Here is a 14,543-nt window from a genome sequence, read left to right as displayed (position 1 = left end):
ACGAGCTGCGTTCACGGGCGCTCTTCAGTAGTGACCCAGGAGTTCCTGCTGCTGAAGGGGCCGCCCGTGGTGTGGCGGGGCGGGTCAGCCGCGGGTGTTCCAGACCAGCGGCGCAGTGCGAATCCACGCGCCGTCCTCGATCGTCTGGACGAGGAACTGAGCGAGGTCGGTGCGGTTGATCCACGCGCCGGGCTTTTCGATGCCGGCCTCGGCAGCGCGTAGGGGGCCGGCGGCGGGCTTGTCGGTCAGGGCTACGGCGCGGGCCAGGGTCCAGTCGATGCCGGACGACGCGCGCACGACCTGGTCGACGCCGGTGTGGTCGTTGAAGCCCGCCTTGATGTTCGACATTTTGATGAACGCCTTGACCAGCGGGCTGAGCCGCGCCCAGTCGTCGCCCGCACCCTGCGAGGAAGCCAGCACGATGCGGCGGATGCCCTGCTCGCCCATGACGGTGAGGGTGTGCCGGGCGGCGGTGGTCATGAACATCGGCGGGCTGATCGGCGTGGCCCACGGGTTGTCGGAGGCGCGGGCGTTGTTCAGCACGCTGATCACCGCCTCGGTGCCGTCGGCGGCCTTGCGGATGTCGTCGATGTTCTCAGGGGTGCCCTGGATCAGTTCGACGCCGGCCGGCGCCGACAGCTTGCCGGGGTTACGGACGAGGGCGCGGACGCGGTGGCCGCGCTGTGCCGCGTACGCCAGTACATGAGCGCCGGTGCGGCCACTGCCGCCGAGGACCAGAAGGTTACTCATCGTGATCGTTCGCCTTTCGGGCGGTTCAGGGGTGGGTCAGTCGCGCTCGGGGAGGGCGCAGCCGTCCGGTCCGCAGTTCGGGGCATCACCGGCGAAGGTGACGGGGTGGCTGTCGTCCCAGGCCTTGCGCAGCAGTTCGAGGAGGCTGTCGCTGTCCTGGGCGCCGGGCACGCCGTAGCGGTCGTCGACGACGATGAACGGCGCGCCGGTCGCCCCCAGTCGCTGGGCGCGGGCCGCGTCGTCGCGGACCTGACGGCGGTAGCGGCGGCCGGTGAGGGCCTGGCGGGTCTGCTCGCGGTCCAGGCCGAGTTCGTCGGCGAGCCTCAACAGGTCGTCGGCGGAGAAGACCGGCTCGGCCTTGCCGAAGTAGGTGGTGAAGATGGTGTCCCAGGCCTCGTGGTTCTTGCCCTGGGCGCTGGCGTGGGCGAGGAACTCGTGCGCCAGATCGGTGTTGCCGACCTTGTTGTCCAGCACCCGGTACGGGGTCAGCCCTTCGCTCGCGGCGAGCTCCTCGATGCGCCGGGTGGACGTCTCGGCCTGACTGCCGCCGATACCGTGCTGGCGCAGCAGGGCCTCGCGGACGGTGAAGGTGTCCCCCTCGGGGAAGCTGCTGCTGAGCGGGAAGGAGTGGTGGATCAGTTCCACCTCGTCGGCGTGCTCGAACCGCTCGATAGCTGTGGCCAGCCGGTGGTTGCCCAGGCCGCACCAGGGGCAGGTCACCTCGGCCCAAATGTCCACCTTCATCACACAGCTCCATTTCCAACGACTTGTTCGTAACGCAACGATAGGCCAGTATGGGAGGCGCTACAAAAGGCACATTCGTGTGCGTGGCGGAGAGGAATGTGCGTCATGAAGATGGTCGACGAAGCAGAGGTGACGGCGGCAGCGATCGGGCCGTGCGCGGCCATCCCGGCCGAGCACATGGGGTTCATCCGCGAGACCCTCGACCGTGTCGGCGACAAGTGGAGCCTGCTGATCATCGCGGTCCTGGAGCCCGGACCGCTGCGCTACACCGACCTGCAACGGCAGGTCCCCGGCATCTCACAGCGCATGCTCAGCCTCACCCTGCGCCAACTCGCAGAGGACGGGCTGATCACCCGTGCCGCCTACGCGGAGGTCCCGCCGCGCGTCGAGTACACCCTCGCCCCGCTGGGCCGCGGCCTGCACGAGATCGTCACCTCGCTGATCGGCTGGGCCGCCGACCACCACGACGAGATCCGCGCCAACCGCGAGCGCGCCGCAACGACCGGATCCTGACCGCCACGCAAGCGGTCGCGAACCGGCAGGACAAGGTCACCATCCAGGACTACACCGCCCGCTTGCCAGCAATCCGCTTTACGGGACTGTGCCAGCGATGGGTCCGGCGACACCCAGCGGGCGGCCGGCGACGTGGAGCTCGTCTACCGGGTATCCGACGAGGCCGCTGATGGTCATCGGCCTCGAAGGCCCCGAACTGCGGGTACGAGCGCTGACCGGCGCGTATCGAGCCCTCGTCGGGCTGCCCCGCACCACCACCGATCCGCATCTCGACGAACCGTCACCGGTCACGGACCCTTAGGCCGTTCAACGTCACCGCGGGGTGCGGGTCGACCAGGCCGACCTGCGCTTTCTGGACTCCAGCGCTTTGGGCGTGCTGTTCGGCGGGGCTCAACCACGCCAACGAACAGAGCCGGCCTTCTTCGTGGTCGACTCAAGCCCCACGGCGCAGCACGTCATCGTCACCGGTCTCAGCGAATCCTCGCGCAATCCAAAGGCCGACGTGTCATACCTGCTGGGCGAGTGAAATCGGCATTCGGAGGCAGGGCGCAACCTGCCCTTCGACGCGTTTCCGCAGCTCAAGCGACGTATCGCGAGCATCACGAAATGGTCATTCTTCGTGAATGCCATATCGTGGAGCTGAGGGGACTCGAACCCCTGACCCCCACACTGCCAGTGTGGTGCGCTACCAGCTGCGCCACAGCCCCTTGCCATCCCCGGTCGCCCGGGCACGGAGGAAATACTACACACCTTCGAACCGCCCCCGAAGGGACCCCCTCAGTTCAGGGCCGGATCCGGCGGGAAGTGGGCCACGGCGGCCAGGATGTCGCCCTGGCGGCGCAGGACCATGGCCCACAGGTCGTCGGGGCGGGTCATGAACGGGTCGCCGGGCAGGGCGTCCAGCAGGAACCAGGAGCCGGAGGAGATTTCGTCTTCGAGCTGGCCCGCGGACCACCCGGAGTAGCCCGCGAAGACCCGGATGCCGGAGACGCTTTCGCGCAGCCTTTCCGGGTCGGCGGACAGGTCGACCGTGCCCACGGCGCCGGAGACCTGGTGGAAGCCGGAGATCCGTTTCTTGACCTCGGGGCGGGTGCGGGCCAGGCAGATCGCCGACTCGGGCTGCACCGGGCCGCCCTCGAAGAGCACGGCGGGGTCGCCGGCCAGTTCGCCCCAGCCGCCGAGCACGTCGGCCACCGGGACCTCGGTCGCGCGGTTCAGCACCACGCCGAGGGCGCCGCCCGTCTCGTGGGCGACGAGCAGCACGACCGTACGGTCGAAGTTCGGATCTTTGAGGGTGGGTGTCGCCACCAGGAGCCGGCCGGTCATCGACTCCATCGACCGGCCTCCGATCCGCTGGCCCTCGCTATACATTCGCCGTCCCCAGCAACGCCATGAACGCACATTAGCCCGAGATTCCGGCCCCCGATAAGGTCTGCCCATGAACCCAGCGGCCGAGATCGGCGTCATCGGCGGATCGGGGCTGTACGCCCTACTGGACGACGCCTCCGAGCACCAGGTGTCCACGCCCTACGGTGACCCCTCCGATCCGATCACCGTCGCCCGGGTGGGTGACCGCCGCGTGGCGTTCCTGCCGCGGCACGGGCGCGATCATCGCTACCCGCCGCACAAGATTCCCTATCAGGCCAATCTTTGGGCGCTTCGCGCTTTGGGCGTACGCCAGGTCGTCGCACCCTGCGCCGTCGGTGGCCTGCGTCCCGAGCTGGGCCCGGGCACGTTCGTGGTGCCCGACCAGCTGATCGACCGTACGAGCGGACGCGCGCAGACGTACTACGACTCCGGCGCCGTGCACGTGAACTTCGCCGACCCGTACTGCCCGGACGGCCGGCGCGCCGTGCTGGCCGCGGCCGAGCCGGTGGCCCCGGTCGACGGCGGCACGATGGTCGTGGTCGAGGGCCCCCGGTTCTCGACCCGGGCCGAGTCGCGCTGGTTCACCTCGATCGGCGGCGCGGTCGTCAACATGACCGGCCATCCCGAGGCGGTGCTGGCCCGTGAGCTGGGCCTCTGCTACACCTCGATCGCCCTGGTCACCGACCTCGACGCGGGGGTCGACGGCGATCACGGCGTCACCCAGGAGGAGGTGTTCCGGGTGTTCGCGGAAAATACGTCGCGGCTGCGGGATGTCCTGCTGGATGCTGTGACCCGGTTGCCGCAGGAGCGGACGTGCCCGTGCGCGTCGGCCCTCGACGGCCTGAAGCTGCCCATCGAGCTGCCGTAGGGGGCTCTGCCCCGTGGACGACCCGGACGGTTACTTCGGCGAGCCTGTCGCCCGTACGTATGACGACGCGACCGGCGCCGAGTTCGACCCGGTCGTCATCGCGCAGACCGCCGACGTCCTGGTTGATCTTGCTGGGGGCGGGCGGGCGCTCGAGTTCGCCATCGGCACCGGGCGTGTCGCCGTGCCGCTGGCCGAACGCGGCGTCGCGGTGAGCGGCGTCGACATGTCCCGCGCCATGGTCGCCCGCCTGCACGACAAGAACCCCGGCATCGAGGCCGCGATCGGCGACTTCACGACGACCCGGGTCGGGAGCGGCTTCGACCTGGTCTACCTCGTCTTCAACACGATCATGAACGTGACGACGCAGGACGCGCAGGTCGAGTGTTTCGTCAACGCCGCCGCGCAGCTGCGGCCGGGTGGCCGGTTCCTGGTCGAGGTCATGGTTCCCGAGCTGCGGAAACTGCCGGCCGGTCAGACGGTGGTGCCGTTCACGGTCACGCCCGGCCGGTGGGGTTTCGACAGCTACGAGGTGGCCACGCAGGCCATGGCCTCGAATTATGTGACACTCCACGAGGACGGCCGCGGCGAGTTCTGGTCGGTGCCGTTCCGCTACCTATGGCCCGCCGAGATGGATCTGATGGCGCGGATAGCGGGGTTGCGGCCCGAGCACCGCTGGGACTCGTGGGCGCGTACGCCGTTCACCGACGACAGCAGCAAGATCATCGCCACGTGGGTCAAGCCATGAGCTCGTCGAGGTAGCCGCCCAGCTGCCGCTGCATCTCGGCGGGGGTGAGATGGCCGGCGAGCACGTGCACGGTCAGCCCGTCGACCATGGCGTGCAGGCGCCGCGCGACGCCCTCGACGTCCCCGTCCGGGTTCAGGTGTGGTGCGAGCCGCAGACACAACTCGTACATCTGGGTGAAGTGCCTTTTCTGCACCCGAGCCAGCGCCGGATCGCCGAGGCCGAGCGCGACGAACGAGAAGGCGATCGTCGACTCGGTCTTTCGCCGACCGTCTACGGGCATGGTCTCCAGCAAGATCTCCATGACCGCTTCCCGTACGCCGCCGGCCGGTCTTTTCTGCTCGATGCGCTGGGTGACCTCGTCGATGACCTGCTCGCAGGCGAAGGCCAGGAGCTCGCCGCGGGTCTTGAAGTAGTGCCGGAGCGCGCCGGAGGACCAACCCGACTCGGCGGCGACAGTGCGGATCGAGACCTCGCCGACGCCGTCGCGCGCGATCACCCGCCCGACCGCGGCGGCCAGTTCCTTACGGCGTACGGCATGGTCGACGACTTTGGGCACGACTGATGGTCGCACGACCGTGTTACAAAGGTTCTAGCACGACCGTGTTATTTCCAGATGGACGTACGGGGGTTGTCATGATCGTCGCGATCGTCGCGTGCGAGATCGGGTTCTGGGTCCTGCTCGTCGCAGGGCTGGCCGCGCGCTACCTGCTCAAGGCGCGGCGGCTGGGTGCGGCCCTGTTGCTGGCGGTGCCGCTGGTCGACGTGGCGCTGCTCGCGTTCTCGGTGGTCGACCTGCGGCGCGGCGGCGAGGCGGAGCTGGCCCACGCGCTCGCCGCCGTCTACCTGGGCGTGTCGGTCGCCTTCGGTCATCGCATGCTGACCTGGACCGACCAGCGGTTCGCCCACCGGTTCGCGGGCGGACCACCGCCGGTCAAGCCACCGAAGGGCGGCCGGGAACACGCGGCGTACGAGCGCCGGATGTGGCTCCGGCACCTCCTCGCGTACGGGATCGCGGTGGTGATTCTGGGTCTTTTCGCCCTGCTCGTCGGCGACGCGGACCGCACCGAGGGCCTGTGGGGCGTGCTGCGGGTCTGGACACTCGTGCTGGTCATCGACGGGATCATCTCGTTCAGCTACACGTTCGCGCGGCGGCCCATCTCGTCGGCGAAGGACCGCTGAGCGGCGTCCATGATCCGCGCCTCGTCCGGGTCCCCCAAAGCGCTGGGGTCGGGCTCGGACAGGTGCGTCTGCACCCACCAGATGTTGCCGACCGGGTCACGCAGCCGCCCGCCCCGGTCGCCGACGACGCGCGACGTGAACAGCTCGGTCACCACTGTCGCGCCGGCCTCGACCGCCCGCGCGAACGTCTCGTCGACGTCATCCACATAGACTGACAGCAATGCCGGAATGTCCGGCCAATGCGGCGCCGCGTCAAATGTCATCAGCGCGGAGTTGCCGATGGTGACCTCACCGTGACCGATGGTTCCGTCCGGATTGAGGAATTTCCGGGCGGGCTCGGTGGCGAAGGCCGCCTCGACGAAGGCCAGGAATCGCTCGGCCCCCTTCGCCGCCACGTAGGGAGTGACCGAATGCTTACCGTGTGGAATGTTCATAGGCCGATCATCGCCGCCATAGCGGTCATTTTCCGACCACTGTTGCCTTCCCGGTCGCGGTACGCCAATGTGTTCCGAGCAACTCTGGCGGTAGTTGGCGAAAGGGACGCTCGTGAATCGGCTGTGGAGCCGCGTTTCGGTACGCGCCGTGTCGGTCGGACTACTGGTGGCGGGCCTGATCGGCGGCGTCTACCTGGGTCAGGACTGGCAGTCCCGCCCGGCCGAGACATCGATCGCGAACGCCGCGCAGGCCGACCTCGACATGCAGTTGCTCAAACAGCACCAGAGCCGCAACGCCGCCGCCCGGGCCTGGCAGCGTCAAGCCGAGGGCGCCGCCGCCGCCAAAGCCGCCGCGGCCGCCCGCACCGCCGCCGGCCGGGCCCACAAACTCGAGACGAAGGTGGCCGCCGACAAGAAGGCCGCCGCCGACCGCAAGAAAGAGGAGCAAGGCGGGCCCGTCCCGTACAACGGCCCCATCCCCTCCTCGTGCAACGAATACTCCGGAAGCCGCAAAATCGGCTGCGCGCTGATGCTGGAAAAGGGCTTCCCGATCGCCGAGTTCCCCTGTCTCGACAAGCTGTGGAAGCACGAGAGCGGCTGGAACTACAAGGCCGAGAACAAAAGCTCAGGCGCGTACGGGATCCCGCAGGCTCTGCCCGGCAAAAAGATGGCCTCGGCCGGCGCCGACTGGAGAACCAATCCCGCCACCCAGATCAAGTGGGGCCTGGGTTACGTGAAGGGCCGCTACGACACCCCGTGCGGCGCTTGGGGCTTCTTCCAGGACAGGGGCCACTACTAGGCGCCATGTCGATGGTCGGCTCACCCGCATGTGCGCACTCGCCGACGTCGACATCACGGAGCAATCATCGGCCGTGCCATGGTGGCAACCGGCTGGGAGGCAGTGCATCCCGACCTACGCCGGATGCGGGCGACGAAGGCGCCGATCTACGTGGGCGGCTTCGAGTCCGGGGAGATGTGGTGGTGCCTGGGCGCATTCGTCGGGCGGCCGCTGAGGGCTGACCGCGTGGAGATGAACCCGGAGTGGTTCATTCCTGAGGAAGTCTGCCCCAGTCCCCGGGACGAACGTTTTGCTGACGTGATCGAGGGAGAGGGCGCCTGGGATCCCCGCCGGTGGTGGTGGGCGGTGAGCGCGTTCAGTCGGTCGGTGTTTTGCGGACTGCAAGACAGGGTCGGTTGGATCCGGTCCTCAGAGTTGGGGGGCTCGGGTGGCTGATCGGTGGGCGTGAATGTCTGGATGGGCGACTGCGCGGCGCCGGGGAGTGTCGTTGGGTCTTGGTGCGGCCGAAATCCGGCGCTTTCGCGTTGGGAGCAACGATGGACGATGGTGGGCAGCCGCCTGCTGAACGGGCGCCACGGTGGCCGTATGCGCTGTTGGCCGGTGCTTTGCTTGTGCTTGGCGGGGGCGTCTGGACGGCGTACGACCGAGGGATGATCTTGGCCGATTCGGGTGTGGGCGCCTGCGAGGCAATGCGCGGGGGGTCCACGACGTTCCGGGTTGATCCGGCGGACGGTGGGGCGATGACCGAGGCCGAGTATCGGCGGGCGCGGCAGGTGTTCGCCGGGTCGCGGCACGAGGACATCCGCGATCACGGCACGAAGGTCATGGACATTGTCTGGCGGATGTCGCAGAGCGGGGACGACGCCAAGCTTCTGTATGCGCAGCCGCTGACCACCCACGTGCTCGGGCTGGAGTCGGCGTGCGCCGACCAGGGAGTGTTCCTGCCTCTGAGAGAGCCGGAGAAAGAGGCGGGCTGAGCTGGGCCCAGGCGGCGACGGGCAGGGTGAAGGTTTCGGGCGCAGGTGGAATGTTCGTGAGAACGAGCGCCACTTGTTGACCATGGCTGAGGCGATGACGAGGGTCGGCGCACGGTCGTTCAGTCACTTTCGGTAGCCCTCCGCTGCGACGACGAACGATGGGCGATGCGCGCTTCTGGTAGCCGGAGAGCGCGCGTCCGATCATGGCTGGCGAAAGGATCGTTCTGAGGCTCGACGCTCGACGCAGTCCGGCCTGCTGGATCAGGCACATCCGGGGACACGCGGGGGCTGGCTCGCTCGTAGAGTCGCTGGACCCCGCTGGCGGCATGTGCTCCGATGGTGGGATGCGGTTCGACGTCGACACGAGAGCCTCACCCGAGCAGGTGCGCCGGGCCTTCACGGACTTCAGCGAGCGCCGAGCACAGATCTGGAGCCGCACCCTCGATCCGAAGAAGTACGAGCTGCGCGAGCAGAGCGACACCTGGGCGGTCGCGCGGGAGAGCTCTCCCGGCTCACCGTTCTGGGTGGTCGCCCGCTACGACTGGTCGGACCCCGCGGTCATCCGCTGGACGGTCGTGGAGAGCAGCTACGGGGGCGGCGGCGACGGACTCGTACGGATCACGCCGGGGGCCGACGGAGGCAGCCGGCTCCACGTCGAGTGGACCAACACCCACGCGCGCGTACTGCAGAGGCCCCTGCTGTTCCTGCTGCATCTCGGCCCCATGGGCTGGCTGATGTCACGAATGTATGCCACCACCCTGGACCGATACGCCCAGGAGGATCGCCACTGATCCGCACCTGGTCCTTGGCGACGAGCCTCGCGGGTGCCGAATCGGTGCGCCAGATGGTTTCCACCCACTGCCGACATCTGGCGCCGAAACTCGCGAACAAAACCAGGTGCTGTTTGGCGGGTCGGGCAGCCCGGCGCCCGGAGTCCGATGTCACCTGCCTGCCGACAGGAGCAGCCCCTTGACCCGGCGCAGCATCTCGTGCGGGCTGAACGGCTTCGGCAGGTAGTCGTCGGCGCCCGTGGCGGGGTGGCCGTCGTCGCTGATCATCAGGACCGGGATGCCGGCCGTGGCGGGGCTCTCGTGCAGGCGGTTGCAGACGGTCAGGCCGTCGATCTGCGGCATCGTGACGTCCAGGATGATCATGCGAGGGCGGCGCTGGATGGCCAGGTTGAGCGCCGACCGGCCGTTGTCCGCGGTCATCGTGCGGTAGCCGGCGACCTGCAGCCGGTACTCGATCACGTCGCGGACGTCGTCATCGTCGTCGGCGATGAGGACGCTGGGCGACAGGGGCGCCCCGATCGGCCCGGAGGAGAGCGCGCGGGTGAAGGCGTCGGTGTCCACAGGCGGTGCGAGAAGCGCGGTCATTTTTCTTACCTCCTGGTACGGAACACGGCTCGTGGGTTCCCGCGGTTCAGCAACGCACGGTAACGATTCGCCCATCGGCACGGCCGGTGGCGACGCGAGGAAGATCACGGTTGCGGCGCGGTTGCGAATTCGCCGGGCACGAAAACCTCGGGTAAAGCCCAAAGCCCGAGGCCGCCCTCCGGGAAGGGGCTCGGGCGGCCCGTACGGGAAGCTGGTTACGCGAGCTGCTCCGGGGTCACTGGCCGACGAACAGCTCGCGCTCGACCTGGGCGCGGTAGTCGACGTAGATCTGCCGGTAGCGGGCGAGCGCACCCTGGCGGTCGCCTTCCTCGAGCAGCCGCAGGATCGCCTCGTGCCCCTGGATCCAGCTGTTCCAGAGGTCGCTCTCGGCGGTCATGGCGAGTATCCGCATCGTGCGCGCGACCACCAGGTCCACCATGGACTGCAGCTCACGGTTGCCGCTGGCCAGGATGATGATGGTGCTGAAGTCGGCGCCGGCCGCCCCGGCCGCGAGCACGTTGCCCGCCGCCAGCGCGTCGATGAATTCCTTCTGCCGCTGGCGCAGCAGGCCGATGTGCGTCTCGGTGAGGTTGTCGACCCCCCACTCGAAGCCCGCGCAGGCCAGCACGCTCATCACGTCGATCAGCTCGAGCGCGTTCTTCTGGGTGACCTTGGTGACGTGCCGGGTGCGGTTGGGCGCGATGTCGATCAGGCCCTCGACGCTCAGCTGGGCGATAGCTTCGCGAATGGGCGTGATGCTGACTCCCAGGCGCGCGGCGAGCTCGGCGTCCTTGATGAGCGTGCCGGGGGGCAGCTCGCCGGTGACGATCTCGTTGCGCAGCTGGCGGACGACCGCTGCGGTACGGGTCGGTGGGACCGCGTATGACATACCGGCAGCGTACTCAGGGTGACAGTGGAGCGTCGTCCCACCCGCCGTGGTTCACCCGCGTGCCGGAAACGCCCAGCTCACGAGCCGGTCCTGCAGCGGTCGGTGCGTTTGGCCTTGCCGCTGTCGGCCACGTCCGAGGTCGTGCAGAAGGCGGTCAGCGTCAGGTTCGCGCTGATCAGGTCGGTCTCGTCGCCGGAGCTGAGGTTGACCGCGTTGACCAGAGTGGCCCGGGGCTGGATCTGTTGCAGTTGCACCAGGAACCGGCTGACGTTCGCGATGGAGCCGGAGGCGGTCACCGACAGCGGCATCTCGGCCGCGGTGGTCACGGTCCCCGACTGGACGGTGGAGCCGGCCGACAGCACCGTCACGGCGACGTTGGTGCGGGCGCCGGCGTCCTTGAGCGAGCGGACGAAGGTGGCCTGGCCGTACGTCTCGGGCAGGTTCTTGACGAGCGCGTCGAGCTCAGCCTGGTAGGTCGGCTTCTTCGCGTCCTTCTCCTTGAGGTCGGCCACCTCCTTCTTCAGCTTGGTGAGCTGGATGGTGGTGTCGTCGGCCTCGGCCTGCACGGTGTCGGCCTCGGCGAACTTGGGCGAGATGGCGAGCAGCCAGGCGGCCGCGACGATGATCACGATGGCGACGATCCCACCGATGAGCCAGAGCCGGTCGGTGCGGCGGGCGTCCATCAGTTACCTCCGGTCGCGGGGCAGGGCTTGGTGAAACGGCCGCACAGCGCGGCCGAGGTCACCTTGACCGAGATGGCGTAGTCGTACTTGCCGTCGTTGAGCGACAGGTTGGTCAGGTACGGGTCGGCGAAGCCGTCGAGATCGGCGAGCTTGTCGATGAAGAGGGCAATCTGCGGCTTGTCCGGCGCGGTGCCGGCCAGGGTCACGTTGCCGACCGGACGCGCGGCGGCCGAGGCTGTGCCCGCTGAAGCCGCGCCCGCGGAAGCCGCACCGGAAGCGGCCGTCCCGGATGCGGAGTCGGCCGGGGTGGTGGTCGTGGCGGCCTGGTCCATCAGGACGGTGCCGGAGATCTCCTCGATGGTGACCCCGGCGGCCGCGGCGTTGGCGCGCAGTTTGTCGGTGGTCGTGGCCCACGGCAGGTCGTTGGCCATCAGCGCCTTGAGGTCGGCCGTCAGGGCGTCGCGGTCGTTGATGATCCCGGTGACACCCGCGAAGCCCCTCTTGGCTTGCTGAGCCCGCAAGACCTGACCGGACGCCGTATCCAGGTTGTCGTTCGCCGTGTCGAGCTGCTGGACGGCGTAGTAGTACCAGCCGCCGAGCACCGCCAGGACGAGCACCACGGCGACGATCAGGCCGCCCCGGGTCCGCCGGGCGCTGCGGCCCGCGGTGATCTCCTCCGGCAGCAGGTTGGCCCGGATGGTCAGGATGCGGTTCGCCTGGGCGGGTGAGACGGCCGGGTCGACCGGCAGCAGGGACGTTTGCGTCATGGTCATCAGGCTGCCGCTCCCAGGGTCAGGCCGATCGACACCGCGGCCGAGGGCACGAAGCTGTCGAAGCCGCGTTCGCGGCCCTTGCGTGTGTCCCGCAGCCGGCTCGCGCCGTCGGCGTACATGACGGTGATCCGCAGTTCGTTCTGCAGGTGCTCGGCCAGGCCGGGCATGAGCGCGCTGCCGCCGCAGAGCGCGAGCCGGGTCACCTGTTTCTGCCGCTCACCCGAGGCGAGATAGGTGAAGGAGCTGCGCAGCTCGCTGACCAGCGGCCGGACGGCCTCCTCGGCGGCCTGGGCGCCGTCCTCCCGACCGTCGCCGTGCAGGCCGAAACGGCACTTGAGCTCCTCGGCCTCGGGCACTCCGATGCCGAGCCGGGAGGCGATGCTGTCGGTGATCTCCTGCCCGCCGCGGGGGACGGTCCGCACGATCAGCGGCTCGCCGTCGGCGTGCACGACCACGCTGGTCACGTCGAGGCCGATGTCGACGATCGCCTCGACCTGCGCGTCCAGCCGGGAGGCTGCCCGCAGCAGCGCGAACGACGCCAGGTCGACCGCCTTGACGTGCAACCCGGCCTTCTCGACGGCGTCCACGGCGCTCATCACCGCCTCTTTCGGCATAGCGATGAGCAGACCCCGTACGGTCGGGTTGTCGCCCGGATCCTCGAGCGGATAGAAGTCGAGCAGCGAGCGCTCGACGGCCAGCGGCAGCGCGTCCTTGACCTGGAACGGCAGGGCCTGGCGCATCTCCTTGGCGGGCAGGTTGGACACCGACATCTCGCGCACCACCAGCTGCGGGTTGGTCACGCCGATGCTGACGTTCTTGGTGCCGAACTTGCAGGCCGCCCAGAGCTGCTTGAGGGCCGAGGTGACCATCACCGGGTCCTGCACCACGCCGCCGTGCACCGCCCCGGGCGGCAGCGGCACCTGGCCGAAGTTGGACAGCGTGTAGTCGTCCTTGCCGCGGCGGACCTCGACGGCACGAATCGAGGACGTGCCGATGTCCAGCCCGATCGGGGTGACGCCAGCCATCGGTTCTCCTCTCAGACCTTTCAGACGGTGGGTACGAGCAGCGACGAGTACCACTGCGCGATGGGTGCGCCGGCGAAGACCGCGAGGAAGGCGCCGGCGAGCATGTAGGGACCGAAGGGAATGCGGGTCTTGCGGGTGGCCCGGCGGGTCAGCATCAGCGCCGCGCCGACGATCCCGCCGAACAGGAACGCCGAGAACGCGCCGATGAGGACCGAGCTCCAGCCCAGCCAGCCGAGGTAGAAGCCGATCAGCGGGCTGAGCTTGAGGTCGCCGCCGCCCATCCCGCGGGGCATCGCCGACAGCAGCGAGTACCCGGCGTAGAGCACGGCCGCCGCGAGCAGGGCCCGCCCGGCCGCCGACCAGGTGTGCTCGGCGATCACCGCGGGGGCCATGAGGGCCAGGGCCACCGCGTACGAGGGAAGGACGATCTTGTCGGGGAGGCGCATCACGTCGAGGTCGATCGCGGCCAGCGCCACCGAGATCGCCGCCAGGTAGAGGTAGGCCGGCAGCTCCCAGGAGAGGCCGAACCGGGCCGCCACCGCGACGAACAGGACCGCGGTGCCCGCCTCGACCAGGGGGTAGCGGGCGCTGATCGGGGTCTGGCAGTCGGCGCACCGCCCGCGCAGCAGCAGCCAGCTCAGCACCGGGATGTTGTGCCGGTTGCGGACCGGCTGCCCGCAGGCCGGGCAGTGCGACCGGGGGTGCGAGAGCGACTCGTCGCGCGGCACCCGATAGATCACCACGTTGAGGAACGAGCCCACCGCCAGGCCGAGCAGGGCCACCACGACGAGCAGCGCGGGCTGCGGCATTCGGGTTCACCTCCTAGACGCTGGCGGTGGGCTGTTCGTCAGATCGTCACGGGGTACAGTCGGCGATCTTGCCCTTGTCGTACGTCTTCACCGAGCCGCCCAGCGCACTGTCGTAGACATAGAGCTTCTCGCTGCCGTTGGCGTTCACGGCGCAGACCTTGTATGTCGCGACGGTGGTGTTCGGGGCCGTGCCGGTCGCGGGGCCGGCGACGTAGGTCATCTTGGTCTTGTCCGACAGGGTGATCCAGCCGGCGGGTGCGGCGGCGCCCGCAGCCGGCGTGTCGGTCGAGCCGGTGCTGACGTCGAAGCTCGACTCGATTCCTGCCCGGGTCGTCTTCGGGTACGTGTTGCCGTTGTCGGTGTAGAACTGCTCGATCGTGCTCACCGCGCCGCGCACGTCGGACTGCGCCGACTTGTCAGCGGCCCCCTTGCGGTAGTTGAGGTAGACCGGCACGGCGATGGCGACCAGCACGCCGATGATGACCACGACCACGAGGAGCTCGATGAGGGTGAAGCCCTCGTCGTCCTTCTTGTTGCGCAGCCGGTTGATCGCTTCTTGCATTGGGGGTGCCTCCATGGGCGTCAGGGTGGGGCGGGGCGGGGTGGTGCCG

21 protein-coding genes and 1 tRNA gene are annotated in these 14,543 nt (G+C 68.9%); 9 read left to right on the top strand and 13 right to left on the bottom strand.

The features are described 5' to 3' along the window. Positions 1–84 precede the first annotated feature (84 nt). Together C8E87_RS10880 and C8E87_RS10875 are read right to left on the bottom strand one after the other, a co-directional pair. On the bottom strand, positions 85–750 hold the full coding sequence (locus C8E87_RS10880) for an NAD(P)-dependent oxidoreductase (protein ID WP_133872977.1): 666 nt from the start codon (positions 748–750) through the stop codon (positions 85–87). Between the two features lie 36 nt (positions 751–786). Continuing rightward, positions 787–1,494, bottom strand: a complete 708-nt coding sequence (locus tag C8E87_RS10875; RefSeq protein ID WP_133872976.1) for a DsbA family oxidoreductase — start codon at positions 1,492–1,494, stop codon at positions 787–789. Between the two features lie 105 nt (positions 1,495–1,599). Between C8E87_RS10875 and C8E87_RS10870 the strand changes: the two genes are divergently transcribed. The 3 genes from C8E87_RS10870 (at position 1,600) to C8E87_RS10865 (ending at position 2,533) form a co-directional block, all read left to right on the top strand. Then, entirely contained in the window at positions 1,600–2,007 is a 408-nt protein-coding gene (locus tag C8E87_RS10870; protein WP_133872975.1) for a winged helix-turn-helix transcriptional regulator, read from the top strand. A gap of 169 nt (positions 2,008–2,176) precedes the next feature. After that, a complete protein-coding gene (locus tag C8E87_RS46315; RefSeq protein ID WP_275408974.1) occupies positions 2,177–2,308 on the top strand; it encodes a hypothetical protein in 132 nt (43 codons plus the stop codon). A gap of 21 nt (positions 2,309–2,329) precedes the next feature. Then, positions 2,330–2,533 carry an STAS domain-containing protein gene (locus C8E87_RS10865; protein ID WP_133872974.1) on the top strand — a complete coding sequence of 68 codons (204 nt, stop codon included), beginning with the start codon at positions 2,330–2,332 and terminating at the stop codon, positions 2,531–2,533. 108 nt (positions 2,534–2,641) lie between these two features. On the opposite strand, the gene C8E87_RS10860 is transcribed toward C8E87_RS10865, so the two are convergent. Further along, positions 2,642–2,714: transfer RNA gene (locus tag C8E87_RS10860), tRNA-Ala, on the bottom strand. 70 nt (positions 2,715–2,784) lie between these two features. Beyond that, positions 2,785–3,378, bottom strand: a complete 594-nt coding sequence (locus C8E87_RS10855; RefSeq protein WP_166661144.1) for a YqgE/AlgH family protein — start codon at positions 3,376–3,378, stop codon at positions 2,785–2,787. A 67-nt stretch (positions 3,379–3,445) separates the two neighbouring features. On the opposite strand from C8E87_RS10855, the gene C8E87_RS10850 reads away from it, so the two are divergent. Together C8E87_RS10850 and C8E87_RS10845 are read left to right on the top strand one after the other, a co-directional pair. Further along, complete coding sequence (locus tag C8E87_RS10850; protein WP_133872972.1) at positions 3,446–4,243, top strand: S-methyl-5'-thioadenosine phosphorylase; 798 nt, start codon at positions 3,446–3,448, stop codon at positions 4,241–4,243. Positions 4,244–4,256: 13 nt separating this feature from the next. Next, positions 4,257–4,988: a class I SAM-dependent DNA methyltransferase gene (locus tag C8E87_RS10845; RefSeq protein ID WP_133872971.1), complete on the top strand. Its 732-nt coding sequence runs from the start codon at positions 4,257–4,259 to the stop codon at positions 4,986–4,988. Here C8E87_RS10845 and C8E87_RS10840 read toward each other — a convergent pair. Further along, positions 4,978–5,544 carry a TetR/AcrR family transcriptional regulator gene (locus C8E87_RS10840; protein WP_133872970.1) on the bottom strand — a complete coding sequence of 189 codons (567 nt, stop codon included), beginning with the start codon at positions 5,542–5,544 and terminating at the stop codon, positions 4,978–4,980. The genes C8E87_RS10845 and C8E87_RS10840 overlap by 11 nt on opposite strands. A 77-nt stretch (positions 5,545–5,621) precedes the next feature. On the opposite strand from C8E87_RS10840, the gene C8E87_RS10835 reads away from it, so the two are divergent. Beyond that, complete coding sequence (locus tag C8E87_RS10835; protein WP_133872969.1) at positions 5,622–6,167, top strand: hypothetical protein; 546 nt, start codon at positions 5,622–5,624, stop codon at positions 6,165–6,167. Here the strand turns inward: C8E87_RS10835 and C8E87_RS10830 are convergent. After that, positions 6,122–6,601: a VOC family protein gene (locus C8E87_RS10830; RefSeq protein ID WP_133872968.1), complete on the bottom strand. Its 480-nt coding sequence runs from the start codon at positions 6,599–6,601 to the stop codon at positions 6,122–6,124. The genes C8E87_RS10835 and C8E87_RS10830 overlap by 46 nt on opposite strands. Positions 6,602–6,749: 148 nt before the next feature. On the opposite strand from C8E87_RS10830, the gene C8E87_RS10825 reads away from it, so the two are divergent. The 3 genes from C8E87_RS10825 to C8E87_RS10815 all read left to right on the top strand — a co-directional run bounded on the left by C8E87_RS10825 (position 6,750) and on the right by C8E87_RS10815 (position 9,168). Further along, a complete protein-coding gene (locus C8E87_RS10825; protein WP_438866039.1) occupies positions 6,750–7,400 on the top strand; it encodes an aggregation-promoting factor C-terminal-like domain-containing protein in 651 nt (216 codons plus the stop codon). Between the two features lie 740 nt (positions 7,401–8,140). Next, the gene (locus tag C8E87_RS10820) at positions 8,141–8,377 is read left to right on the top strand and encodes a hypothetical protein (protein ID WP_133872966.1); all 237 of its coding nucleotides are present in this window, start codon (positions 8,141–8,143) and stop codon (positions 8,375–8,377) included. Positions 8,378–8,721: 344 nt separating this feature from the next. Next, on the top strand, positions 8,722–9,168 hold the full coding sequence (locus C8E87_RS10815; protein WP_133872965.1) for an SRPBCC family protein: 447 nt from the start codon (positions 8,722–8,724) through the stop codon (positions 9,166–9,168). 150 nt (positions 9,169–9,318) lie between these two features. Here C8E87_RS10815 and C8E87_RS10810 read toward each other — a convergent pair whose 3' ends face one another. From C8E87_RS10810 to C8E87_RS10780, 7 genes are all read right to left on the bottom strand, one after another. After that, the gene (locus C8E87_RS10810; RefSeq protein WP_133872964.1) at positions 9,319–9,753 is read right to left on the bottom strand and encodes a response regulator; all 435 of its coding nucleotides are present in this window, start codon (positions 9,751–9,753) and stop codon (positions 9,319–9,321) included. A gap of 235 nt (positions 9,754–9,988) precedes the next feature. Further along, entirely contained in the window at positions 9,989–10,642 is a 654-nt protein-coding gene (locus tag C8E87_RS10805) for a GntR family transcriptional regulator (RefSeq protein ID WP_133872963.1), read from the bottom strand. Between the two features lie 77 nt (positions 10,643–10,719). Next, the gene (locus C8E87_RS10800; protein ID WP_133872962.1) at positions 10,720–11,325 is read right to left on the bottom strand and encodes a type 4a pilus biogenesis protein PilO; all 606 of its coding nucleotides are present in this window, start codon (positions 11,323–11,325) and stop codon (positions 10,720–10,722) included. After that, entirely contained in the window at positions 11,325–12,092 is a 768-nt protein-coding gene (locus C8E87_RS10795; RefSeq protein ID WP_133872961.1) for a PilN family protein, read from the bottom strand. Before C8E87_RS10795 ends, C8E87_RS10800 begins: the two co-directional genes overlap by 1 nt. 5 nt (positions 12,093–12,097) lie before the next feature. Then, positions 12,098–13,123, bottom strand: coding sequence for a type IV pilus assembly protein PilM (gene pilM, locus C8E87_RS10790; RefSeq protein ID WP_133872960.1), 1,026 nt, complete (start codon positions 13,121–13,123; stop codon positions 12,098–12,100). A 20-nt stretch (positions 13,124–13,143) separates the two neighbouring features. Continuing rightward, complete coding sequence (locus tag C8E87_RS10785) at positions 13,144–13,932, bottom strand: prepilin peptidase (RefSeq protein WP_133872959.1); 789 nt, start codon at positions 13,930–13,932, stop codon at positions 13,144–13,146. Between the two features lie 46 nt (positions 13,933–13,978). Continuing rightward, positions 13,979–14,509, bottom strand: a complete 531-nt coding sequence (locus tag C8E87_RS10780; protein ID WP_275408976.1) for a type II secretion system protein — start codon at positions 14,507–14,509, stop codon at positions 13,979–13,981. Positions 14,510–14,543: the final 34 nt, after the last annotated feature.

The sequence above is a fragment of the Paractinoplanes brasiliensis genome (assembly GCF_004362215.1).
Lineage (GTDB): Bacteria > Actinomycetota > Actinomycetes > Mycobacteriales > Micromonosporaceae > Actinoplanes > Actinoplanes brasiliensis.
This window is presented reverse-complemented; position numbering and strand designations above follow the sequence as displayed.